Genomic DNA, 21126 nt, shown 5'->3' with positions numbered 1-21126 from the left:
GTGGTCCGAGGAGGCTGTGGCGATGAACGGAACAGGCAAGGCCGACAGCGGCGCCCTGGAGGGCGCGGTCGTCGCGGTGGCCGGAGCGGCGGGACCGGCGGGGCGCGCGACCCTGCTCAGGCTCGCCGAGGCGGGCGCGACCGTGGTCGCGTCCGACGCGAACCCCGAGCGGCTGGCCGAGGCGGTCGACGCCGCGCGCTACGCGCACGGCGGAGCGACCGTCACCGGGGACACGGTCGATCTGCTCGACCCGGAGGCCGCACGCGACTGGGCCGTCAAGACCGAGAAGGAATTCGGCCGCGTCGACGGCCTGGTGCACCTCGTCGGCGGCTGGCGCGGCAGCGCCGGTTTCGCGGAGACCAGCCTCGCCGACTGGGACTTCCTGGAGAAGCTCCTGATCCGGACGGTCCAGTCCACCTCGCTGGCCTTCCAGGACTTCCTCGGGCGCAGTGACCGGGGAAGGTACGTGCTGATCAGCGCGGCCGGAGCCAGCAGTCCCACCGCCGGCAACGCGGCCTACGCCGCGTCCAAGGCGGCCGCCGAGGCGTGGACGCTCGCCCTCGCCGACGCCTTCCGCAAGGCGGGGGGCGACGCGGGACCGACAGCGGCTGCTGCGATCCTTGTGGTCAAGGCACTGGTGCACGACGCGATGCGCGCCGAGCGCCCGAATGCGAAGTTCGCGGGATTCACGGACGTCGAGGAGCTGGCCGAGGCCATCGCCGGCGTCTGGGACAGGCCCGCCGGAGAACTGAACGGAAAGCGTCTGTGGCTGACCCCGCAACCGTAAGGACCGACGCGCGACGTCACCACGATCCGCAGGTGCGCGGCTTCGCCAGTGACAACTACGCGGGCGTGCACCCGGAGATCCTCGCGGCCCTCGCCCTCGCCAACGGCGGCCACCAGGTCGCCTACGGCGAGGACGACTACACCGGCCACCTCCAGCGGATCATGCACAGCCACTTCGGTCCCACCGCCGAGGCCTTCCCGGTGTTCAACGGCACCGGGGCCAACGTCACCGCGCTCCAGGCGCTGACCGACCGCTGGGGCGCTGTCATCTGCGCCGAGTCCGCCCACATCAACGTGGACGAGGGCGGGGCGCCGGAGCGGATGGGCGGACTGAAGCTGCTCACCGTGCCGACCCCGGACGGGAAGCTGACACCCGAGCTCATCGACCGCGAGGCGTACGGCTGGGACGACGAGCACCGCGCGATGCCGCAGGTCGTCTCGATCACCCAGAACACCGAGCTGGGCACCGTCTACACACCCGGCGAGATCCGCGCCGTCTGCGAGCACGCCCACGCGCGTGGCATGAAGGTGCACCTCGACGGTGCCCGGATAGCCAACGCCGCCGCGTCGCTGGACGTGCCGATGCGCACGTTCACCAACACGGTCGGCGTCGACGTCCTCTCCTTCGGCGGGACCAAGAACGGCGCGCTCTTCGGGGAGGCCGTCGTGGTCCTGAACCCGGACTCGGTGCGCGCCATGAAGCACCTGCGCAAGCTGTCGATGCAGCTCGCCTCGAAGATGCGCTTCGTCTCGGTCCAGTTGGAGGCGCTGCTCGCGCGGGACCTCTGGCTGCGCAACGCGCGCCACGCCAACGCCATGGCCCAGCGGCTCGCCGACGGGGTCCGGACGGTCGACGGGGTCGAGATCCTCTACCCCGTCCAGGCCAACGCGGTCTTCGCGCGGCTGCCGCACGAGGTGAGCGAGCGCCTGCAGAAGCGGTTCCGGTTCTACTTCTGGGACGAGAAGGCCGGAGACGTCCGCTGGATGTGCGCCTTCGACACCCGGGAGGACGACGTCGACGCCTTCGTGCTGGCGCTCAAGGAGGAGATGGCCCGGCGGTGAGCCGGGTCCAGCGGTCCGCACGACGACGCGGCCGGCCGGAGGGTTGTCATCTCCGGCCGGCCGCGTCGTCGTTACGGTCCGGGAACGGCCCGCGGATGCCGCTCCGCCCCACGGCGTGACGTTTCATCCCCTCAGCCGCGGGCGCGGCTCGATCAGCCGTGCTCGCGCACCTCGGCGGGCGTCGGCGCCGTACCCCCGAGGTGCGCCGGCACCCACCAGGTGTCGCTCGCGTCCTTGGGGCGCACGGGGTAGGCGCGCTGGGCCGCTTCGAGGAGTTCCTGGACGCGTTCGCGCAGCCGGCGGGTGATCGCGCCCGCGTACTGGTCCGTGGGCGCGTCCATGGCCTCGCCCACGCGGATCGTGATCGGGGTGTGGCTGCGCTTGAAGTTGCGCGGGCGTCCCTTGGTCCACAGGCGCTGGGTGCCCCACAGCGCCATCGGGATCAGCGGTACACCGGCCTCCTGGGCCAGCCGCGCCGCACCCGACTTGAAGCTCTTGAGCGTGAACGACTGCGAGATGGTCGCCTCGGGGAACACGCCGATGATCTCGCCCGAGCGCAGTGACGCCAGCGCGTGCGCGTAGGCGTCCTCGCCCTGGTCGCGGTCGACGGGGATGTGCTTCATGCCGCGCATCAGGGGGCCGGACACCTTGTGGCGGAACACGGAGTCCTTGGCCATGAAGCGGACGAGCCGCTTCTGCGGCAGGGCGCCGAGTCCGGTGAAGATGAAGTCCAGATAGCTGATGTGGTTGCTGACCAGAACCGCGCCACCGGTCTTCGGGATGTGCTCCGAACCCTGGGTGTCGATCTTCAGGTCGAGCGCCTTGAACAGCGTGCGAGCGGCGCCGATGACCGGCCGATAGACGAGCTCTGCCATCTGGATGAAGACCCTTCTTCAATGCCTGGGGAGGGTTCTCCCGGCGGAAGTTACGCAGCCGTAGGTTTTCGGCATTGTGGCGATGGTGCCCCATGTGCGACGCCGTGGCCAGCCCCAAAGGGCCCGGGGCGAGAGATTCTCGTCACGTGAAAGGTCCGGGAATGTAATACGGCCGTCGGGCGCTGACCCTTTGCGCAGAGCTCTGGGAAGGGAGCGGGGATGGACGGGTGGAAGACCGAGGGCGCGCTGGACGCGGCCCGACTCGGCGCGGAACTGGGGGATCGGGCGACGCTCGTGCAGTTCTCGAGCGCGTTCTGCCAGCCCTGCCGTGCCACCCGGCGCACCCTCGCCGAGGTGGCCGCGATGGTCGAGGGCGTCGCCCACGTCGAGATCGACGCCGAGGCGAACCTCGAACTCGTCCGCGGCCTCCGCATCAGCCGGACCCCGACCGTGCTGGTGCTCGACGCGGCCGGCCGGATCGTCCGGCGGGCCGCGGGTCAGCCGCGTACCGCGGACGTCGTCTCCGCACTCGGGCAGGCGATGTGACGGGCCGTGACGCTTCTCCCAGATGACGGGACGCACTTGACTGCGTACACCACGCATCGTCACTCTGACGCTATGCCGCCAGAAATCCTTCTCTTCGGCCGGGTCCACGTCGACCTCGTGCGTCACGCGAGTGCGCGCTGTCCGGGTGCCTGAAGAACCCACGGCCCCGTACGCACTCTCCCCGAAGGACTTCTCCATGACGGCCTCGCCCGATCTCGGCACCCACCTGACGGCTGCACCCGAACTTCTGCGATCCGTGTTCCGGCAGCACGCCGCGGGGGTGGCCGTGATCACGGCCGCCGGCGAGAAGCCGGTCGGCTTCACCGCCACCTCGCTGAACTCCGTCGCCGCGGAACCGCCCCTCGTCTCCTTCGGGGTCGGCACCTCCTCCTCCAGCTGGCCCGTGGTCGCGGAGGCGGAGTACATAGGCGTGCATCTGCTCGGCGAGGACCAGCGGGAACTCGCCGCGACCTTCGCGCGCAGCGGCGCCGACCGGTTCGGCCCCCCCACCGACTGGCGCACCGGCCCCGAGGGCGTGCCGCTGCTCGGTGGCGTGGTGGCCTGGCTGGTCTGCCGCGTGGTGGCCCGGATTCCGGCGGGGGACCACCGCATCGTGATCGCCCGGGTGGAGTCCGGGGACCCCTCGGGGGGCGGCCGGCCGCTGGTCTACCACCAGGGTCGTTTCACGGCTCTGCGAGACTGAGGGCGAGCAGGGCGGAACAGGGGCGGGCCTCGTTGGGTACGTCACAGTTCCAAGCGCTTGCTTACGGGTAACGTAACGGGTGTACTGGCGAGTAATATTTGGCGGGGGGCTCGGACTCCCGACCGGAAACCGCCCGATAAGGCGCCTATGCTGCGTGCAACAAGGCAGCCCGGAAATGACGATGCAGTAGGAGAGCCGGCGTGAGCTTGAGGATCGTTGTCTGTGTGAAGTACGTGCCCGACGCCACCGGCGACCGGCACTTCGCCGATGACCTGACCCTGGACCGTGACGACGTCGACGGTCTGCTGTCGGAACTCGACGAATACGCCGTCGAGCAGGCGCTGCAGATCGCCGGCGAGGCCGACGACGCGGAGATCACCGTGCTCACGGTGGGCCCCGAGGACGCCAAGGACGCGCTGCGCAAGGCGCTTTCCATGGGTGCCGACAAGGCCGTCCACGTCGAGGACGACGACCTGCACGGCACCGACGTCATCGGCACCTCGCTGGTGCTGGCCAAGGCCGTCGAGAAGACCGGTTACGACCTGGTCCTCTGCGGCATGGCGTCGACGGACGGCACCATGGGCGTCCTCCCCGCGCTGCTCGCGGAGCGCCTCGGCGTCCCGCAGGTCACGCTGCTCTCCGAGGTCTCGGTCGAGGGCGGCAAGGTCAAGGGCCGCCGTGACGGCGACACCGCGAGCGAGCAGCTCGAGGCGTCCCTGCCGGCCGTTGTCTCCGTGACCGACCAGTCGGGCGAGGCCCGTTACCCGTCCTTCAAGGGCATCATGGCGGCCAAGAAGAAGCCGGTCGAGGCCCTGGACCTCGACGACCTCGGTATCGACGCGGACGAGGTCGGCCTGGGCGGCTCCTGGACCGCGGTCGACTCCGCGGCCGAGCGTCCGGCCCGTACGGCGGGCACGATCGTCAAGGACGAGGGCGAGGGCGGCAAGCAGCTGGCCGAGTTCCTTGCGGGCCAGAAGTTCATCTGAGCCCCGGCCGTCCCCTCCACCGCCCCGCACTTCCTCGCACGCAGGAGATTGAAGTCCCATGGCTGAAGTTCTCGTCTATGTCGACCACGTGGACGGTGCCGTCCGCAAGCCCACCCTGGAGCTGCTGACCCTCGCCCGCCGCATCGGCGAGCCGGTCGCCGTCGCCCTCGGCAACGGTGCGGCCGACACCGCCGCCGCGCTCGCCGAGCACGGCGCGGTCAAGGTCCTGACCGCCGACGCGCCTGAGTTCGCCGACTACCTCGTCGTACCCAAGGTGGACGCCCTCCAGGCCGCCTACGACGCGGTGTCCCCGGCGGCCGTGCTCCTGCCCTCCTCCGCGGAGGCGAAGGAGATCGCCGCGCGCCTCGCGCTGCGCATCGGCGCCGGCATCATCACCGACGCCGTCGACCTCGAAGCGGGTGACGGGGGCCCGGTCGCGACCCAGTCCGCGTTCGCCGCGTCGTACACCACCAAGTCCCGTGTCTCCAAGGGCGTCCCGGTCATCACGGTCAAGCCGAACTCGGCCGCCGTCGAGGCCGCCCCGGCCGCGGGTGCCGTCGAGGCCCTCACGGTCTCCTTCTCCGAGACGGCCACCGGCACGAAGGTCCTCTCCCGCACCCCGCGCGAGTCGACCGGGCGCCCCGAGCTGACCGAGGCCGCGATCGTCGTCTCCGGCGGCCGCGGCGTCAACGGCTCGGAGAACTTCGCGATCATCGAGGCGCTCGCCGACTCGCTCGGTGCCGCCGTCGGCGCCTCGCGTGCCGCGGTCGACGCCGGCTGGTACCCGCACACCAACCAGGTCGGACAGACCGGCAAGTCGGTCTCCCCGCAGCTGTACATCGCCTCGGGCATCTCCGGCGCGATCCAGCACCGGGCCGGCATGCAGACCTCGAAGACCATCGTCGCCGTCAACAAGGACTCCGAGGCGCCCATCTTCGACCTCGTCGACTACGGCGTCGTCGGCGACCTGTTCGACGTCGTCCCGCAGCTCACCGACGAGGTCAAGACCCGCAAGGGCTGACCCGGCCGGAGTCGCGCACGTACGACCGGCCCGGGGCCGCGTGGTGTTCTCACCACGCGGCCCCGCGCTGTTTCCGATCACCATTGACGCAGAACCGGGAGGCTTATAACTTCACTATGCGGATTAAAGATTCCGGCAGACGGAAACTGAACACTTGGAGGGTGCGGTCATGGGTCAGCAGGAGAAGGTGGCGACGAGCCTCGCCGGCGCGGTCGGCGACGAGATCAGCGCCTCCCTCGCGGGGGTGGACGCCGAGCTCGCCCGCCGCTACCCGGGAGACCCCGGCACGCGCCAGCCCGTCCACACCGTCTACGTGCCCGCCGACACCTTCACCGCCACCACCATCCGCACGTGGGGCGACCAGGCGCTCGCGGCGCTCGACGAACACGCCGCCGACGCCGACGCGTTCGCCTCGGTCCTCGGCATCCCGCAGGAGCTCGCGGCACCCGTCCACGACCGCGTACGCGCCAAGCTGGAGCGCGAACCCGTCGAGGACCTCCGGATCGACTTCGAGGACGGCTACGGACCACGTCCGGACGCCGAGGAGGACGAAGCGGCCGCCCGTGCGGCCCGGCTCGTCTCCGAGGCGTACGCCGACGGGACCGCCGCGCCGTACATGGGCATCCGGATGAAGTGCATGGAAGCCGCCGTGCGCGACCGGGGCATCCGCACCACGGACATCTTCCTCACCGGTCTGATGCGGGCGGGCGGCCTCCCCGACGGGCTCGTCCTGACGCTGCCCAAGGTGACCTATCCCGAGCAGGTCACCGCCTTCGTGCGGCTGCTCGAGGCCTTCGAGCAGGCCCACGGCCTGCCGGCCGGGCGTCTCGGGTTCGAGATCCAGATCGAGACCAGCCAGTCGATCCTCGCCGCCGACGGCACCGCCGCCGTCGCCCGCATGATCGACGCGGCCCGCGGCCGTGCGACCGGTCTGCACTACGGGACCTTCGACTACAGCGCCTGCGTGGGTGTCAGCCCCGCCTACCAGGCCAGTGACCACCCGGCGGCCGACCATGCCAAGGCCGTCATGCAGGTCGCCGCGGCCGGCACCGGCGTGCGCGTCTGCGACGGCTCCACCAACGTGCTCCCCGTCGGACCCACCCAGCAGGTCCACGACGCCTGGCGCCTGCACCACGGCCTCACGCGCCGTGCTCTGGCCCGCGCCTACTACCAGGGCTGGGACATGCACCCGGGCCACCTGCCCACCCGCTACGCCGCCGTCTACACCTTCTACCGAGAGGGACTCGGCCAGGCCGCGTCCCGGCTCGCCGCCTACGTGGCCAAGGCCGGCGGGGACGTCATGGACGAGCCGGCCACCGCGAAGGCGCTCAGCGGCTATCTCCTGCGGGGCATCGACTGCGGGGCACTGGACGCCGCGGAGGTCGAGGCCGCCGCCGGCCTGAGCCGCGAGGACCTCGACGCGTTCGCCTCGCCCCGTCGCGGCGCGCTCACCGTGACGGCTCCGTAGCGGTCTCAGGCCGGCGGCAGTTCCCCCGAGCCGCGGGGGATGAGCCGGGTCGGGAGCTCCACCCTGGCCGGGGGATGGGCCGCGCCGTCCAGGCGGCGGAACAGGTGCTCCGCCGCGGTCCGGCCGACCGCGGCGGCGTCCTGCGAGATCACCGTGATGCCGAGCAGGTCGGCGAGCTCGATGTCGTCGAAGCCGACCAGCGCGATCCGGCGGTCGCACTCGGCGAGGACACGTACGGCGGTGACGGTCACGCGGTTGTTGCCCGCGAAGAGCGCGGTGACCGGCTCGGGCCCGGACAACATGGTCTCCACGGCCGCGCGCACCCGGCCCGGGTCGGTCGGCCCGAGAGACACCCAGGAGTCCTGGACCTCTATCCCTGCGTCGGCCAGGGCCGCGTGGTATCCGCGCAGCCGCTCCGTCGCGGTGTGGATGCGCGGCTGGTCGCCGACGAACCCGATCCTGCGGTGGCCGTGCGCGACCAGGTGGGCGACGCCCTCGCGTGCGCCGCCGAAGCTGTCGGAGAGGACCATGTCCGCGTCGACCCGGCCCGGGGGGCGGTCGACGAACACCGTGGCGATGCCGGCCTTCATCTCGGGTTCCAGGTAGCGGTGGTCGTCGCCCGCCGGAATCACGATCAGGCCGTCGACCCGGCGGGCGCAGAGCGCGAGGACGAGCTCCTGCTCGCGCTCGGGGTCCTCGGCGCTGGAGCCGTTGATCAGCAGGGCGCCGTGTGCGCGGGCGACCTCCTCCACGGCGCGGCTCAGCGGGCCGTAGAAGGGGTCGGCGAGGTCCTCCAGGACGAGGCCGATGGACGCGGTGCGGCCCTTGCGCAGCACGCGCGCGCTGTCGTTGCGCCGGAACCCGAGGGCCTCGATCGCCTCCTGGACCCGGCGCTCGGTGTCGGGTGTGACCCCCGGCTCGCTGTTCACCACCCGGGAGACCGTCTTGAGCCCCACTCCGGCACGGGCCGCCACGTCCTTCATGGTCGGCCTGTTGCCGTAGCGGGACTCGGAATGACGGGTGGTCTCGGCCACGGTGCGCTGTCCTGTCGTCGGGAACGGGTGCTTCCGGGCCTGCCGGGCGGTGCCTGGGGGCGGCCGGATGCTGTGGCGTCGAGCATAGGCCCTGGACAACGTTGTCAACTGAATGGAGACTGTGGAGGACCGTCGAACGAAGTCGCAGGTCCCGCCCCTCACCCCTCCGGAGAGTCCACACCGATGCATACCGACCTAGTCGCCGCGCTCGACATCGGCGGCACCAAGATCGCCGGCGCGTTGGTGGACGGCAGCGGATCCCTCCTGGTCCGCGCCCAGCGGCCGACGCCCGCGCGGGAGGAGGCCGAGTCGGTGATGGGCGCCGTGAGCGGCGTCCTGGCCGAACTGACGGCTTCGCCCCTGTGGCGCCGGGTGCGCGCGGTCGGCATCGGCAGCGCGGGCCCGGTGGACGCTTCGGCCGGCACGGTCAGCCCGGTCAACGTGCCCGGATGGCGCGGCTTTCCGCTGGTGGACCGGGTCGCCGCGGCGACGGGTGGGCTCCCCGTCTCGCTGGTGGGCGACGGAGTGGCGATGACCGCGGCCGAACACTGGCTGGGCGCGGCCCGCGGTTACGACAACGCGCTGTGCCTGGTCGTCTCGACCGGCGTCGGCGGCGGTCTCGTCCTCGGCGGAAAGCTGCACCCCGGCCCCTCCGGCAACGCCGGTCACATCGGCCACATCAGTGTCGACCTGGACGGTGACCTCTGCCCGTGCGGCGCGCGTGGCTGCGTGGAGCGGATCGCCAGCGGGCCGAACATCGCGCGGCGCGCACTGGAGAACGGCTGGTGCCCCGGTCCCGACGGTGATGCCACGGCCGCCGCGGTGGCCGCGGCGGCGCGAGCGGGGGACCGGGTCGCGACCGCCTCCTTCGGGCGGGCCGCCCAGGCGCTCGCCGCCGGGATCGCGGCCACGGCCACCCTGGCCGACATCGACATCGCGGTGATCGGCGGCGGGGTCGCCGGTGCCGGCGAGGTGCTCTTCGCTCCGTTGCGCAGTGCACTTCGCGACTACGCCACGCTCTCCTTCGTCCAGGGCCTCACCGTCACCTCGGCGGTGATGGGCACGGACGCCGGGCTGGTGGGCGCGGCGGCCGCCGCCTCGACCGTCCGGCCCGGTGCCGCGAACGGCGTACGGGCCGTGGCCGCGCAGTAGGCGCGGCACGGCGGCGGACCCGGTCAACGGGGCCGGCCGGCTCCTTCCGTCGTCTGCTGGGGCACCACCACGAGGAACGCGTCCCGCTCCAGGTCCATCACGACCTCCGCGGCCGTCCCCTCGCCGCGGAGGGCCGCCGCGAACTCCTCCGCCGGACGGCTGCCCCGCGGCCCTCCCGCGGGAAACTGCTCGAGTACCGTACGGCGCACCGCGTATCCCCTCGTCGTTCCTGTGGCTACCGTCCAACGACGTCCGGCGTCGCCCGTTACGGGCCGTTCAGGGGCCCGGACTCGTACAGTTGGACGCTCCCGGCTGCCGCCCCGGAGCAACCGCGTCGCCCCGACGGGGTTTCCGCAGCCGGGTGTTGCGGGCAAGCCACAGGGGGCTACGGAAGAGGGGGACCCGTGATCGTCTGGATCAACGGTGCGTTCGGTGCGGGCAAGACCAGCGCCGCGTGCCAACTGATCGATCTGATCCCGAACAGCACCTTCTACGACCCCGGGCTGACAGGCGGGGGACTGCGGCAACTGCTGCCCCAGAAGAGGCTCGCCGAGGTGACCGACTTCCAGGACCTGCCCATCTGGCGGCGCATGGTCGTCGACACGGCGGCTGCGTTGCTCGCCGAGCTGTCCGGGGTGCTGGTGGTGCCGATGACCCTGCTGAGGCAGGACTACCGCGACGAGATCTTCGGTGGGCTCGCCTCCCGGCGCATCCCGGTGCGCCATGTGCTGCTGTCACCTGAGGAAACGATCCTGCGTCAACGGATCGCCGGGCGCGAGGAGTTCGCCGACGACCCCGGCCACAGCGAGCGGATCAGGCAGTGGGCGTACGAGCACATCGAGCCCTACCGGGCGGCACTCGGCTGGATCAGCGCCGACGCCCACACGATAGACACCAGCGCCCTCACCCCGTCCGAGACCGCCGAGCGGATCGCCGAGGCCCTGCGCAGCGGTGAGGCCAGGGAGTGCGGGATAGTCCAGACCCCCGAACCACGGGCCGAGACCGTCGCCTCCGGGGTACTGCTCTTCGACGAGCGGGGCCGGGTGCTCCTCGTCGACCCCACCTACAAGCCGGGCTGGGAGTTCCCCGGCGGAGTGGTGGAAGCGGGTGAGGCCCCGGCGCGGGCCGGCATGCGGGAGGTGGCCGAGGAGTTGGGACTGAGCCTGCGGAAGGTGCCCAGGCTCCTGGTGGTCGACTGGGAGGCACCCGAGCCGCCCGCGTACGGAGGGCTGCGCTTCCTCTTCGACGGCGGCCTGCTGCCCGCGGAGGAGGCCGCGCGACTGCTGCTCCCGGGTTCCGAACTCCGCGGCTGGCGGTTCGTCACCGAGGAGGAGGCGGCGCTGCTGATGCCACCGACCCGCTTCGAGCGGCTCCGCCGGGCACTGCGCGCCCGGGAGAGATCCACCGTGCTGAACCTGGAAGCCGGCGTGCCGGTGGGCGGATAGCGCCCGGCGGGCCACCCCTCGCCCGACGGCTGCCCGCCGGGCGAGGGAACTGCCGTCAGGCCCCCTTGGACTCGGCGTACCGGCGCAGGAACAGTGCCTCGGCGACGGAGAGCCGCTCGAGCTCCTCGGGGGACACGCTCTCGTTCACCGCGTGGATCTGGGCCTCGGGCTCGCTCAGTCCGATCAGCAGGATCTCCGCCTGCGGATACAGCCCGGCCAGGGTGTTGCAGAGCGGGATCGAGCCGCCCATGCCCGACACCTGCATCTCCTCACCCGGGTAGGCGAGCCGCATGGCCTCGGCCATCGACGTGTACGCCGGGCTGGTGGTGTCCGCGCGGAACGGCTGGCCCTGGCCGACCTGTTCCACCGTCACCCGGGCGCCCCAGGGCGCGTGCGACTCGAGGTGGGCGGTCAGCAGCTTCGTCGCCGCCCCGGCGTCCTGGCCCGGCGGCACCCGCAGGCTGACCTGGGCCCTGGCACTCGCCTGGAGGGACGGGGTGGCTCCGACCACCGGCGGGCAGTCGATGCCGACGACCGTCACCGCGGGCCTCGCCCAGATCCGGTCGGCGACCGTACCCGTGCCGATCAGTTCCACTCCGTCGAGGACCCTGGCGTCGTCGCGGAACTCGTCCTCCGGGTACTGCAGTCCGTCCCACCGCTCGTCCGTGGTGAGCCCGTCGACCGTCGTCGTGCCGTCCTCGGCCCGCAGGGAGGCGAGCAGCTGGATCATCGCGGCCAGCGCGTCCGGTGCCGCGCCGCCGAACTGGCCGGAGTGCAGGTTCCCCGCGAGTGTGTCCAGCCGGACCCGGAGCATGGTCATGCCGCGCAGCGTGGCGGTGACGGTGGGCAGGCCGACCCGGAAGTTGCCGGTGTCGCCGATGACGATCGTGTCGGCGGCCAGCAGCTCCGGGTGCGCCTGCGCGTACTGTTCGAGGCCACCCGTGCCCTGCTCCTCCGACCCCTCGACGATCACCTTGACGGAGACCGGGACGCCGCCGTCCGCCCGGAGGGCGCGCAGAGCGAGCAGGTGCATGATGAACCCGCCCTTGCAGTCCGCGGCGCCCCGGCCGAACCAGCGGCCGTCCCGTTCGGTCAGCTCGAACGGCGGGGAGAGCCAGGCGGACTCGTCCAGCGGCGGCTGTACGTCGTAGTGCGCGTAGAGCAGCACCGTGGGCGCGCCGGCCGGCCCGGGCAGGTAGCCGTACACCGACTGGGTTCCGTCGGGGGTGTCGAGCAGGGCGACGTCCTGGAAGCCCTCGTCGCGCAGTACGTCGGCGATCCAGCCGGCCGCCGCCTCGCACTCGCTCCTGGGGAACTGTGCCGGGTCCGCCACCGACCGGAAGGCCACCAACTCGGTCAGCTCCACCCTGGCACGGGGCATCAGCGAGGCAACGGTCTCGGAAATCGGACTGGCGGTCATGGGCACGCTCCTCGTGGGTGCGACGTTCAGGACTGTGGCGCGGTGTCGGCGCGACCGTGTGGGACGTCGTGGGTGCGACGCCGCGTGTACGACGGATTCACGGCTGATCCTCCCACAGCGGAGCTCGGCCGCGCCGCGCCGTAGGATGCCGTGAGCAGTTGGGGTCACTGGTCGGATCGGGAGCAGAAGCACATCGTGAGCAGCGAGAACGCAGACGCCGGACGTGAGCCGGAAGAGTCGTCGTCGGTACCGCAGGAGTCCTCCGTATGGGACGTCGTCGTGGTCGGCGCCGGTCCTGCCGGAGCTTCCGCGGCATACGCGGCAGCCGTCGCAGGCCGACGGGTGCTGTTGCTGGAGAAGGCGGACATCCCCAGGTACAAGACATGCGGCGGCGGAATCATCGGGTTCTCCCGGGACTCGCTGCCGCCCGGGTTCGAACTCCCCCTGAAGGACCGGATCCACGCGGTCACCTTCTCGCTCAACGGGAAGCTGTCCCGCACCCGCCGGTCGAGGCGCATGCTCTTCGGGCTCATCAACCGGCCCGAGTTCGACGCCGGTCTGGTGGAGGAGGCCCAGAAGGCCGGCGCCGAGCTCCGTACGGGCGCGACCGTGACGCGGGTGGAGCAGCACGGCCCCGCGGTCCCCGACCGGCGCACCGTGGCCGTGGTGCTGGCCGGCGGTGAGACGCTGCTCGCCAGGGCCGTCGTCGGCGCGGACGGCAGCGCGGGCCGCATAGGAGCGCACGTCGGGGTGAAGCTCGACCAGGTGGACCTCGGTCTCGAGGCCGAGATCCCCGTGCCCGGGACGGTCGCGGAGGACTGGGCCGGCCGGGTGCTCATCGACTGGGGTCCGATGCCCGGGAGTTACGGCTGGGTCTTCCCCAAGGGCGACACCCTGACCGTCGGGGTCATCTCGGCGCGCGGCGACGGCGCGGGCACCAAGCGCTATCTGGAGGACTTCGTCGGCCGGCTGGGTCTCGCCGGGTTCGAGCCGACGATCTCCTCCGGTCATCTGACCCGCTGCCGGAGCGACGACTCGCCGCTCTCACGCGGCCGGGTGGTGGTCTGCGGCGACGCGGCCGGGCTGCTGGAACCCTGGACCAGGGAGGGCATCTCCTTCGCCCTGCGGTCCGGGCGGCTCGCCGGCGAATGGGCGGTACGTATCGCGGAGTCGCACGACGCGGTCGACGCCCGGCGGCAGGCACTCAACTACGCGTTCGCGATCAAGGCCGGGCTCGGTGTGGAGATGAGCGTCGGTCGTCGCATGCTGCGGCTGTTCGAGCGGCGTCCCGGTATCCTGCACGCGGTACTGACGGGCTTCCGCCCCGCCTGGAACGCGTTCGCCGGGATCACCCGTGGGACGACGTCCCTGGCCGAACTGGTCCGTTCGCATCCGCTGGCACAGCGGGCGCTGCATGCGATGGACCGTCAGGGAACGGACCGGGTCAGCCCTCGACCGTGATCCGGAAGACCGGATGGTCCGGGCTGGCGGCGAGGAGCTCGGCGTCGGACGACTTCGCGGTGACGCCCTGGAAGTACTGGTTGACCTCCCAGCCCCAGCGCTTCAGGTAGGCGCGGACGATCCGCACCTTCTGTTCGTCGTCCGTGATCTCCGCGGCGGTGAACACGCGGACCTTCCGACCCACCTTCAGCTCTCCGCCCCCGGCCACTCGCATGTTGCGCACCCACTGCGAGTGGCCGCGGGCGGAGACCAGGTACTGGTCGCCTTCGAAGTGGTGGGGGTTGACGGGGATGCGCTGCATCCGGCCGCTCTTGCGGCCCCGTACCGACATCTCCGCGGAGCCGAGAAGGCTGACGCCGTGGCGGGCGAGCCAGCCCACGATGTTGTTCAACCGCTGGGCGAAGGCGTTTGCCTGGAGGTAGTACGGCTGTCGCGACATGGTGGCTCCTGCTGTTTTGAGAGCGGTGCTCTCGCTTGAGATCAGTGTGCACGAGTGTGCTGCGTCAAAGCAAGAGCACTGCTCTCATTTTGGTTCGGTGCTCCGTTCGCGTGGCAGACTGAACCCATGAGCGCCATTCGAGGAGCCAGAGAACGTGCCCGGGCCGAAGTCACCGCGGCGATCAAGGACGAGGCAAGGAGACAGCTCGCCGCGGAGGGAGCCGCGAAGCTCTCCCTGCGCGCCGTCGCCCGTGAGCTCGGGATGGTCTCCTCCGCGCTCTACCGCTATTTCCCCAGCCGCGACGACCTGCTGACGGCCCTGATCGTCGATGCCTACGACGCGGTGGGCGAGACCGCTGAGGCCGCGGGCAGGACGGCTGGCGTGGGGGTGGCCGGGGGCGCGCCCCGAGGTCCGTCCGCCGGCCACCTGGACCGATGGACCGCTGTCGCCTGCGCGGTGCGGGACTGGGCTCTCGCCCACCCGCACGAGTACGCGCTGATCTACGGCTCGCCCGTGCCCGGCTACACCGCTCCCCAGGACACGGTCGGCCCCGCGTCCCGGGTCGGCCTCCTGCTCATCGACGTCATGCGCGACGCCCACGGAACCGAGGGGCTCGCCGTGCCGCCGTCCGACGCCGGCCTGCGCCCCGAGGCCGAGCGTATGGCTGCGGACCTGGCTCCCGACCTGCCGCCCGCCGCGGTGGCCGCCCTCGTCGCGGCGTGGGCCCAGCTCTTCGGGCTGATCTCCTTCGAGGTCTTCGGGCAGTTCAACAGGGTCGTGGAGGCCCGTGAGCCCTTCTTCCGGCAGGCGGTGCGAGAACTCGGGCGCTCGGTGGGGCTGCTGCGGGACAGTCCTTAGAGGTTGCGGGGGACAGGCGCGGTGGAGGACCTCGGTTGCGGAACGGACACGTGGCGTAGCGATCATGGAGTTGCGATGCTCTGTGACCATTCGGGGACCTGTGCCTGCGCTGCCGTCATGCGGCATTCCGCCGGGGCGTGTCCTGGTCGGCGCCAACCGCCAGAACTCTCCGCTGCTCGCCCCGACCCTAGACCGCCTTGAGATTCTCGGCCCGTTGCCCGTTGCCCGACACCGTCACCGTGCGCAGCCTGGTCCGGCGGTCCTGGACGATTCACCGCCGGGACGAACGCCCGAACCGCCGACCTTGATCCTTCGCACCGCCTCGGTCACTTCGCGACTTCGCGACTTCGTCGGATCGGCGGAGAGGAATGGGGCGAGGTGCGCGAACAACGCCTCGGGGCGGTCGAGGGGGATGATGTGGCCGCAGTCCTGGAGATGGTGTCCGACCAGGTCGTCGGCGATGGGACGGAGTTGGCGTTCGAGCCCGGTGCCGACGGGGTGGGAGCCGACAGCCATGGTGGGCATGGTCAGCCGAGCTGTCGCGACGGCATCCTGGATCTGCTGCGCGCTGGTGGGCAGGGCCCGGTAGTAGGAGAACGCGCAGCGCAGGGCCTCACCGCCGGTGTACGCGTGGACGAAGGCTGCGCGGATGTCGTCGGGCACTCCTCGCCCGAGCGTCCCCGAGTCGAGGAACCAGTCGATGTACGGGGCCTCGTTGCCGGCCAGGACGGTCTCGGCGAGGCCGGGGACGGCGTGGAAGCCGAACCACCACGGGGCACCGCCCGCGACGGCGTGCTCTGCTCCGGGCAGGCGGCCGAGCAGTGCCTCCATCACGACCAGGCGCCGGACGAGGCCGGGCCGGCGCAGCGCGAGCAGGACGGCGGGGGCGGTGCCCGCGTCGATACCGACCACCGCTGCCGAGGTCTCGCCGAGTGCGTCGAGCAGCCCTTCGGCGTCGGCGGCGAGGGTGCCTGCGTCGTAACCCTCGTCGGCACGTGCACTGGCACCAAGGCCTCGAAGGTCCGGGGCGATGACCCGGTACCGCTCGGCCAGTCGGCCCATGATGCCGCTCCAGAGTCGCCAGGTGTGCGGGAAGCCGTGCAGCAGGAGAACCGCAGGTCCGTCCCCGGCGATTGCGACGTTTAGTTGGACGCCGTTCGTCGTGATGCGGCGGAGTTGGTGTGCGGTGGTGGCGGGCATGACGGCTCCTCCGAGTGATTACCATTGGTGACCACAGAACGATAGGTAACTGTCCGGCCGCTTCCTAGACGGCACTTTGAGGGAAGGTGGTGAGCCACAGGTGACCACCCCAGGAGCCCCGGCCGCCGGTCGTCGGGTACGCGGCGATCTGTTCGATCCCCGTTGCCCGACGCGGCAGTTGCTGGACCGCATCGGTACGAAGTGGACGTCCATGGCCGTCAAGACGCTCGCCGATGCCGCGCCGGACGAGGTGCGCTTCGCGGAGCTGAGACGGCGGATGCCCGGTGTCTCGCAGAAGATGCTGTCCGTGACGCTGCGAAGCCTGACTCGTGACGGGCTGGTGTCGCGCCGGGTCGAACCGACCGTGCCGCCGCGGGTCTTCTACCGACTCACCGGACTCGGACTTTCGCTGGAAACCGCGCTTGCGGGGCTGCGGACCTGGGCGGAGGAGCACATGACCGAGATCAACCGCGCCAACGAAGCCAACGACCAAAACGAAGCCAACGACCAAGGGGTCGACGGCGGATAGGCGGACCGGCTCCGCGTCCAGTACCGGTGGCTCGTACTCGATGTAGCCGGCGTCCCCGCCCTGCTACCACGTAGGAGATGGAGGGGACGTCGTCGGCGCAGTGACTGGTGACGAAGGAGCTGGTTGAAGACGACGAGGAGATGATGCTCGACTACGGCGTCTCCCGGTTCTGCCCGGAGCGCTCCAAGATCCTTGAGTCGCAGTCGAGGGCACCTGTCCGCAGTGCCCTCTTTCGGACGTTGTGCGCGATTGAGGTCGGGGCGTGTTGGCCTGGCGGGTTGTCGGGTGGGTGGTCACCTCTTGTCGGTGCGGTCGGCGACCAGGCCGTCCACCGCCGAGTAGCTTTCGTCGAAGTACGGGGCTGAAGACCGGTGAAGACGGGATGGGACAAGGCCGTGCGACCACGGTATTGCGTCACATCGACGTCCGACCCGACAGCTCTCTTCGCGTCGCGGCGCTCAGAGGGTGTCGAGCGCGCCCACGGCCGCACAGATGTGGCCTGGTCCGCCCCCCGACCGCCTCCCGGCGCACCACCATGAGAGCAACCCCTCCACGTCGTGCGTGTGCATGCCCAGGTTGTGTTCTACACACAGGGGCCAGGCCTGCCACAGACGCTCGGCGACGGTTTCCTGCGCGGCCTCGGTGACGATCGCCAAGGCATGAGCAGAGTCTTCCGCTGTCTTCGGGTACAGATGACTGCCGTGCCACTCGCCGTTGGCCAGGGCGACGTAGACGTACTCCGGCTCGCCCGCCTCGTAGGAAGGCTGGGCCAGCAGTTGCAGAGGTCCCTGCTCAGGAAGAGTCACGGTCAAGTCCTGGTTGAGGACCACGAGAGCCTCGTCCCACAGGGGGTACTCGCCTCGCGAGACCCGACGGGCTTCGGGTTGGTCGAAAAGAGCATGCATGGGGCCATCCTCCGCTACGGACGCCCGACCTCAATCGCGCACAACGTCGTTGGCCGGAAGGCGCACGGGAACCGGCGGCGCGGCAGCCTGACCCCGGAAACCCTCGTGCGGCACTGCGCGGGGGGAGTGCGCCCGGCGGTCCGGTGGCGTGCGAGCGTCCGGCGGGGCGGTCGCACGCCGTGGCCGTCCAGTCGCGCCATGGTCGGCCCGGGTGTCACCGCACGGCATCAACTCGCCTTTCCTGAATGCGAGTCGGGCTTCTTCCGTCCCGACCGCAGATCCCGCTCGCCGGCTCCGTGCGTGAACCGCCGGAGCACATGCACCATGCGCACGGCGAACACGAGCGCGCCGAGGGCCGCTCCGGTCCGTAACAGCACCCGTTCACCCATGTCCGGCAGTTCGAGGAGCAGGGCGGGCAGAGCGACGCCGACGAAGGTGGCCAGCGCCACGAAGGTTCCGCTCGCCAGCGCGTAACCGGTCTCCACGGTCATCGCGTCCCGCTCCGCCTGAGTCCGTCTCCCCATGGCCGGAGTGTCACAGGTGCGGTGCCCGGCGACAAGCAACCGGGCCCGTCGCGCGAGCCCGCCTCGTCCGATGCGTGCACGCCTCCGCGATGCGGACACGCCCGTGCCCGTCACGGCGGTGGCCGGTGCCCGGCCCGGGGCCCGACAGCTCGGACACCTCGGTCCGGGCCGAGACCGCTGCCTGCTCCCGTCCGGCCGGCGGTCTCCGGGGCGTGGGCCGTCCGCCGTCAGCCGACCGCGGAGGTCGCCGCCCAGAGCGCTGCGACCTCGCGGTCGCCCGTCGTGTCCACGGACGACAGCGGCGCACGGTTCCACAGGGTCAGGTAGAGCGCCTCGGCGGTTCCGCTCAGAGTGCAGTCGGCCGGCGCCGCCGGTACGTCGCCGCGCACGGTGCGGGGCGGCTCGGTGGACAGGTGCACGGTCCACCGATCGCCCGTGTCCACGGCGTGGACCAGCAGGGTGCGCGGGGTGTCCGACCGTACCCGGCTCTTTTCGCGGGCGTGGAAGCCGGCCAGCAGTTCGTCGATGCCGTCCACCGCGAGCGCCGGTGCCACGGGTGTCAACGGCCCGCCACGCGCCGACTCGGCGTCCACCCGGTGGATCCCCGTCTCATGCGCCTGCCGGCGCGCCCAGAACGCGAGCGGGGACGGCCCGGGAAGGAAGGTCCAGCACTCCAGGTCGGCAGGTGCCGATCCGAGCGCGTCGACGAGCAGACCATGCCCCTCGCCGAACCAGTCGAGCAGCGCGTCGCCGTCCAGATCTGGCTCGCCGCCGTCGGGGTGGTACGCCCGGTGCCCCTCGACGACGAAGGCGGTCGCCCAGCGGTGCACCGTGCCGGTGTGCCTGAGGAGATCGCGCACCCGCCAGCCGGGGCAGGCCGGGACGGCCGCGTCCGGCCCTGCCTGGGCGGCGGCGGAGGCGAGCGCACGGCCGTCCGCGGACAGGGAAGCCAGATGATCAGATATCTCCACGCCCGTGATTCTGCCAGAGCGTCAGGCGCCCTGCGGGTGCGCTGATCGCCCCCGGCCCACGCCGCGTACCAGCCGTGAGAACCAGCCCAGCGCGCATGCCTGCACGAGCACGGACACGATCAGTGCGAGATACGTGAACCAGGCGGGGCCCGCCGCGTCGGCCCCGGCCATCGAGCTGCCGAGGAGGAAGAGGAACACGGTGGGTGCGGCGAGGAAGAACAGCCAGACTCCGGCGAACGAGGCGTCCTCGTGGGCCACGAACAACGTGTCCACGGCGACGAACACCGCGACCGCGAGAACGAGGCCCAGATAGATCCGCGAAGCCGCGTTGCCGAAGGTCAGCTGTGCAAGTGTGCCGAGCTGCCGCTTGCCGATCACTCGGTTGCCCATGTTCCGCTCCCCTGGATAGGTGGTTCCTCCATCGTGCGCCCGGGAAGTCGTTCGTGCCTGAGTACGACTACTCAAACCGCTCAGGTGTTCCAGCCGCACCGCGTGCCGCGAAGCCCAGTACCGCGGCCGTCGCCGCGAGGAGCGCCACCGTCGTGAGAGCTGCCGGAAGCGACACCCAGTCGGCGAGGAAGCCGATCACCGGCGGTCCCAGGAGCATCCCGCCGTAACCGAGCGTGGACGCGGCGGCCACTCCGCTCGGCCCGGCGAGCGCTCCCGCCCGGCCGACCGCCACGGGGAAGATGTTCGCCAGGCCCAGGCCCGTCACGGCGAAGCCGAGCAGCGCGAGCCAGACGGTCGGGGCGAGTGCTCCGAGCAGCATCCCGGCAGCGGCCGTCAGCCCACCGGCCACCAGGGTGCGGGTCTGTCCGAACCGTTGGAGGAGCGCCGTACCGCTGAGCCTGCCGATGGCCATCGTGAGGGCGAACAGCGAGTAACCGGCGGCGGCGAGTCCGGGATTCGCCAACAGGTCCTGGCTGAGGTGCAGGGCGCCCCACTCCGCGAGGGCGCCCTCGCCGTACGCGGTGCACAGGGCGATGACACCGAAGAGGGCGACGACGCGGCGGGTGCGCGCGCTCATCCGCCGCGGCTGCTCGCCCGTGTCCGCCGTCCGTCGCCGCGCGGCCTGCGCGGCGTCCGCCCGGCCGGCCAGCAGCAACGGGCCGGTGACGGCGGTGACCAGGAGTCCGATGCCGGTGAGGGCGAGGAGGTGCGTCGCGGGCGAAAGGCTGCCCGCGACCAGGCCGCCGAGCCCCGCGCCCGCCATACCCCCGAAGCTGAACGCGGCGTGGAATCCCGGCATCACCGGGCGGCGCATCGCGGTGACGAGATCGACCGCCGCACTGTTCATCGCCACGTTCATCCCGCCGTACGCCGCGCCGAAGACCAGCAGGACCAGGCCCAGGGTGAGGGCCGAACCCGCCTGTGCGGGAAGGGCGATGCCCAGTGACAGCAGTACGCCGCAGACCACCGTGACGGCGTGGCTCCCGTAGCGTCGGCAGAGGGCGCCGGTGAGCATCATGGTGATCACCGCACCCGCCGATACGCCGAGCAGCGCCAGGCCGAGGGTCGAGGCCGTCGCACCGGTCCGGTGCTTGATGGCAGGGATGCGGACCACCCATCCCGCGAACAGGAAGCCGTCGAGGGCGAAGAACACGGTCAGCGCGGTACGGAGGCGGGCGAAGGAGGGCAGGGCGGTGTCTCCGCCGGTGCGCCCCGGCAGGGCCGTCCGCAGTTTGTTCAGTTGCGGCACAAAGGGAGCATAGGGCTCCCCCGAACGCGTACGCAAGGCGGT

At 71.4% G+C, this 21126-nt stretch carries 23 protein-coding genes and 1 pseudogene; 13 read left to right on the top strand and 11 right to left on the bottom strand.

Features of this window, described 5'->3' with window-relative positions; genetic code table 11:
• The first annotated feature begins 22 nt into the window (after positions 1–22).
• Together AB0I83_RS19815 and AB0I83_RS19810 are read left to right on the top strand one after the other, a co-directional pair.
• Positions 23–787 (top strand): SDR family NAD(P)-dependent oxidoreductase, encoded by a 765-nt coding sequence (locus AB0I83_RS19815; protein ID WP_356535037.1) that lies wholly within the window; start codon positions 23–25, stop codon positions 785–787.
• Positions 766–1848: a low specificity L-threonine aldolase gene (locus AB0I83_RS19810; RefSeq protein ID WP_363305521.1), complete on the top strand. Its 1083-nt coding sequence runs from the start codon at positions 766–768 to the stop codon at positions 1846–1848. The genes AB0I83_RS19815 and AB0I83_RS19810 overlap by 22 nt, the downstream gene beginning before the upstream one ends.
• A gap of 152 nt (positions 1849–2000) precedes the next feature.
• Here AB0I83_RS19810 and AB0I83_RS19805 read toward each other — a convergent pair whose 3' ends face one another.
• Positions 2001–2723 (bottom strand): lysophospholipid acyltransferase family protein, encoded by a 723-nt coding sequence (locus AB0I83_RS19805; RefSeq protein WP_363305520.1) that lies wholly within the window; start codon positions 2721–2723, stop codon positions 2001–2003.
• A 219-nt stretch (positions 2724–2942) separates the two neighbouring features.
• Here AB0I83_RS19805 and AB0I83_RS19800 point away from each other — a divergent pair, with 219 nt between their 5' ends.
• From AB0I83_RS19800 to AB0I83_RS19780, 5 genes are all read left to right on the top strand, one after another.
• Entirely contained in the window at positions 2943–3269 is a 327-nt protein-coding gene (locus tag AB0I83_RS19800; RefSeq protein ID WP_363305519.1) for a thioredoxin family protein, read from the top strand.
• Between the two features lie 196 nt (positions 3270–3465).
• Complete coding sequence (locus AB0I83_RS19795; protein WP_363305560.1) at positions 3466–3972, top strand: flavin reductase family protein; 507 nt, start codon at positions 3466–3468, stop codon at positions 3970–3972.
• A gap of 200 nt (positions 3973–4172) precedes the next feature.
• Positions 4173–4958, top strand: a complete 786-nt coding sequence (locus AB0I83_RS19790; protein ID WP_356535041.1) for an electron transfer flavoprotein subunit beta/FixA family protein — start codon at positions 4173–4175, stop codon at positions 4956–4958.
• A gap of 58 nt (positions 4959–5016) precedes the next feature.
• Positions 5017–5979: an electron transfer flavoprotein subunit alpha/FixB family protein gene (locus tag AB0I83_RS19785; protein ID WP_356841854.1), complete on the top strand. Its 963-nt coding sequence runs from the start codon at positions 5017–5019 to the stop codon at positions 5977–5979.
• 169 nt (positions 5980–6148) lie between these two features.
• Entirely contained in the window at positions 6149–7447 is a 1299-nt protein-coding gene (locus AB0I83_RS19780; RefSeq protein ID WP_363305518.1) for an aldolase, read from the top strand.
• A 5-nt stretch (positions 7448–7452) separates the two neighbouring features.
• Here AB0I83_RS19780 and AB0I83_RS19775 read toward each other — a convergent pair whose 3' ends face one another.
• Complete coding sequence (locus AB0I83_RS19775) at positions 7453–8481, bottom strand: LacI family DNA-binding transcriptional regulator (RefSeq protein WP_363305517.1); 1029 nt, start codon at positions 8479–8481, stop codon at positions 7453–7455.
• Between the two features lie 183 nt (positions 8482–8664).
• Between AB0I83_RS19775 and AB0I83_RS19770 the strand changes: the two genes are divergently transcribed.
• On the top strand, positions 8665–9633 hold the full coding sequence (locus AB0I83_RS19770) for an ROK family protein (RefSeq protein ID WP_363305516.1): 969 nt from the start codon (positions 8665–8667) through the stop codon (positions 9631–9633).
• Positions 9634–9656: 23 nt separating this feature from the next.
• On the opposite strand, the gene AB0I83_RS19765 is transcribed toward AB0I83_RS19770, so the two are convergent.
• Positions 9657–9842, bottom strand: a complete 186-nt coding sequence (locus AB0I83_RS19765) for a hypothetical protein (protein WP_363305515.1) — start codon at positions 9840–9842, stop codon at positions 9657–9659.
• A 195-nt stretch (positions 9843–10037) separates the two neighbouring features.
• Between AB0I83_RS19765 and AB0I83_RS19760 the strand changes: the two genes are divergently transcribed.
• Positions 10038–11078, top strand: coding sequence for an NUDIX hydrolase (locus tag AB0I83_RS19760; RefSeq protein ID WP_363305514.1), 1041 nt, complete (start codon positions 10038–10040; stop codon positions 11076–11078).
• A 55-nt stretch (positions 11079–11133) separates the two neighbouring features.
• Here AB0I83_RS19760 and AB0I83_RS19755 read toward each other — a convergent pair whose 3' ends face one another.
• Positions 11134–12498: a dipeptidase gene (locus AB0I83_RS19755; RefSeq protein WP_363305513.1), complete on the bottom strand. Its 1365-nt coding sequence runs from the start codon at positions 12496–12498 to the stop codon at positions 11134–11136.
• A 195-nt stretch (positions 12499–12693) separates the two neighbouring features.
• On the opposite strand from AB0I83_RS19755, the gene AB0I83_RS19750 reads away from it, so the two are divergent.
• On the top strand, positions 12694–13959 hold the full coding sequence (locus tag AB0I83_RS19750) for a geranylgeranyl reductase family protein (protein WP_363305512.1): 1266 nt from the start codon (positions 12694–12696) through the stop codon (positions 13957–13959).
• On the opposite strand, the gene AB0I83_RS19745 is transcribed toward AB0I83_RS19750, so the two are convergent.
• Positions 13943–14398: a nitroreductase/quinone reductase family protein gene (locus tag AB0I83_RS19745; protein ID WP_363305511.1), complete on the bottom strand. Its 456-nt coding sequence runs from the start codon at positions 14396–14398 to the stop codon at positions 13943–13945. The two genes, AB0I83_RS19750 and AB0I83_RS19745, sit on opposite strands and share 17 nt — an antisense overlap.
• 126 nt (positions 14399–14524) lie before the next feature.
• Here AB0I83_RS19745 and AB0I83_RS19740 point away from each other — a divergent pair, with 126 nt between their 5' ends.
• Both AB0I83_RS19740 and AB0I83_RS19735 read left to right on the top strand, forming a co-directional pair.
• Positions 14525–15256 carry a TetR/AcrR family transcriptional regulator gene (locus AB0I83_RS19740; RefSeq protein WP_363305510.1) on the top strand — a complete coding sequence of 244 codons (732 nt, stop codon included), beginning with the start codon at positions 14525–14527 and terminating at the stop codon, positions 15254–15256.
• 121 nt (positions 15257–15377) lie between these two features.
• A pseudogene (locus AB0I83_RS19735) lies at positions 15378–15564 on the top strand (hypothetical protein); the annotation flags it as partial.
• On the opposite strand, the gene AB0I83_RS19730 reads toward AB0I83_RS19735, so the two are convergent.
• Positions 15491–16456, bottom strand: a complete 966-nt coding sequence (locus tag AB0I83_RS19730; RefSeq protein ID WP_363305509.1) for an alpha/beta hydrolase — start codon at positions 16454–16456, stop codon at positions 15491–15493. The pseudogene AB0I83_RS19735 and the gene AB0I83_RS19730 overlap by 74 nt on opposite strands.
• Positions 16457–16556: 100 nt before the next feature.
• Between AB0I83_RS19730 and AB0I83_RS19725 the strand changes: the two genes are divergently transcribed.
• Entirely contained in the window at positions 16557–16985 is a 429-nt protein-coding gene (locus AB0I83_RS19725) for a helix-turn-helix domain-containing protein (RefSeq protein WP_363305508.1), read from the top strand.
• A 458-nt stretch (positions 16986–17443) separates the two neighbouring features.
• On the opposite strand, the gene AB0I83_RS19720 is transcribed toward AB0I83_RS19725, so the two are convergent.
• The 5 genes from AB0I83_RS19720 to AB0I83_RS19700 all read right to left on the bottom strand — a co-directional run bounded on the left by AB0I83_RS19720 (position 17444) and on the right by AB0I83_RS19700 (position 21084).
• A complete protein-coding gene (locus tag AB0I83_RS19720; protein WP_363305507.1) occupies positions 17444–17890 on the bottom strand; it encodes a hypothetical protein in 447 nt (148 codons plus the stop codon).
• Between the two features lie 227 nt (positions 17891–18117).
• Positions 18118–18414, bottom strand: a complete 297-nt coding sequence (locus AB0I83_RS19715; protein WP_363305506.1) for a DUF6332 family protein — start codon at positions 18412–18414, stop codon at positions 18118–18120.
• A gap of 227 nt (positions 18415–18641) precedes the next feature.
• A complete protein-coding gene (locus AB0I83_RS19710; protein WP_363305505.1) occupies positions 18642–19385 on the bottom strand; it encodes a maleylpyruvate isomerase family mycothiol-dependent enzyme in 744 nt (247 codons plus the stop codon).
• Between the two features lie 21 nt (positions 19386–19406).
• Positions 19407–19775 (bottom strand): hypothetical protein, encoded by a 369-nt coding sequence (locus tag AB0I83_RS19705; protein WP_363305504.1) that lies wholly within the window; start codon positions 19773–19775, stop codon positions 19407–19409.
• A gap of 67 nt (positions 19776–19842) precedes the next feature.
• Positions 19843–21084 (bottom strand): MFS transporter, encoded by a 1242-nt coding sequence (locus tag AB0I83_RS19700; RefSeq protein ID WP_363305503.1) that lies wholly within the window; start codon positions 21082–21084, stop codon positions 19843–19845.
• Between the last annotated feature and the right edge of the window lie 42 nt (positions 21085–21126).

Source organism: Streptomyces sp. NPDC049970, from assembly GCF_040660235.1.
GTDB lineage: Bacteria > Actinomycetota > Actinomycetes > Streptomycetales > Streptomycetaceae > Streptomyces.
Note: the sequence above shows the minus strand (reverse complement) of the source record. Positions and strands in the feature narration are given on the sequence as shown.

What these genes read in the sequence shown, in the direction of transcription:
- AB0I83_RS19785 (WP_356841854.1), top strand. Translation starts at nt 5,017, where the DNA reads ATGGCTGAAGTTCTCGTCTATGTCGACCACGTGGACGGTGCCGTCCGC.
- AB0I83_RS19740 (WP_363305510.1), top strand. Translation starts at nt 14,525, where the DNA reads ATGAGCGCCATTCGAGGAGCCAGAGAACGTGCCCGGGCCGAAGTCACC.
- AB0I83_RS19795 (WP_363305560.1), top strand. Translation starts at nt 3,466, where the DNA reads ATGACGGCCTCGCCCGATCTCGGCACCCACCTGACGGCTGCACCCGAA.
- AB0I83_RS19705 (WP_363305504.1), bottom strand. Translation starts at nt 19,775, where the DNA reads ATGGGCAACCGAGTGATCGGCAAGCGGCAGCTCGGCACACTTGCACAG.
- AB0I83_RS19770 (WP_363305516.1), top strand. Translation starts at nt 8,665, where the DNA reads ATGCATACCGACCTAGTCGCCGCGCTCGACATCGGCGGCACCAAGATC.
- AB0I83_RS19745 (WP_363305511.1), bottom strand. Translation starts at nt 14,398, where the DNA reads ATGTCGCGACAGCCGTACTACCTCCAGGCAAACGCCTTCGCCCAGCGG.
- AB0I83_RS19715 (WP_363305506.1), bottom strand. Translation starts at nt 18,414, where the DNA reads ATGGGGAGACGGACTCAGGCGGAGCGGGACGCGATGACCGTGGAGACC.
- AB0I83_RS19720 (WP_363305507.1), bottom strand. Translation starts at nt 17,890, where the DNA reads ATGCATGCTCTTTTCGACCAACCCGAAGCCCGTCGGGTCTCGCGAGGC.
- AB0I83_RS19730 (WP_363305509.1), bottom strand. Translation starts at nt 16,456, where the DNA reads ATGCCCGCCACCACCGCACACCAACTCCGCCGCATCACGACGAACGGC.
- AB0I83_RS19805 (WP_363305520.1), bottom strand. Translation starts at nt 2,723, where the DNA reads ATGGCAGAGCTCGTCTATCGGCCGGTCATCGGCGCCGCTCGCACGCTG.
- AB0I83_RS19815 (WP_356535037.1), top strand. Translation starts at nt 23, where the DNA reads ATGAACGGAACAGGCAAGGCCGACAGCGGCGCCCTGGAGGGCGCGGTC.
- AB0I83_RS19755 (WP_363305513.1), bottom strand. Translation starts at nt 12,498, where the DNA reads ATGACCGCCAGTCCGATTTCCGAGACCGTTGCCTCGCTGATGCCCCGT.
- AB0I83_RS19780 (WP_363305518.1), top strand. Translation starts at nt 6,149, where the DNA reads ATGGGTCAGCAGGAGAAGGTGGCGACGAGCCTCGCCGGCGCGGTCGGC.
- AB0I83_RS19800 (WP_363305519.1), top strand. Translation starts at nt 2,943, where the DNA reads ATGGACGGGTGGAAGACCGAGGGCGCGCTGGACGCGGCCCGACTCGGC.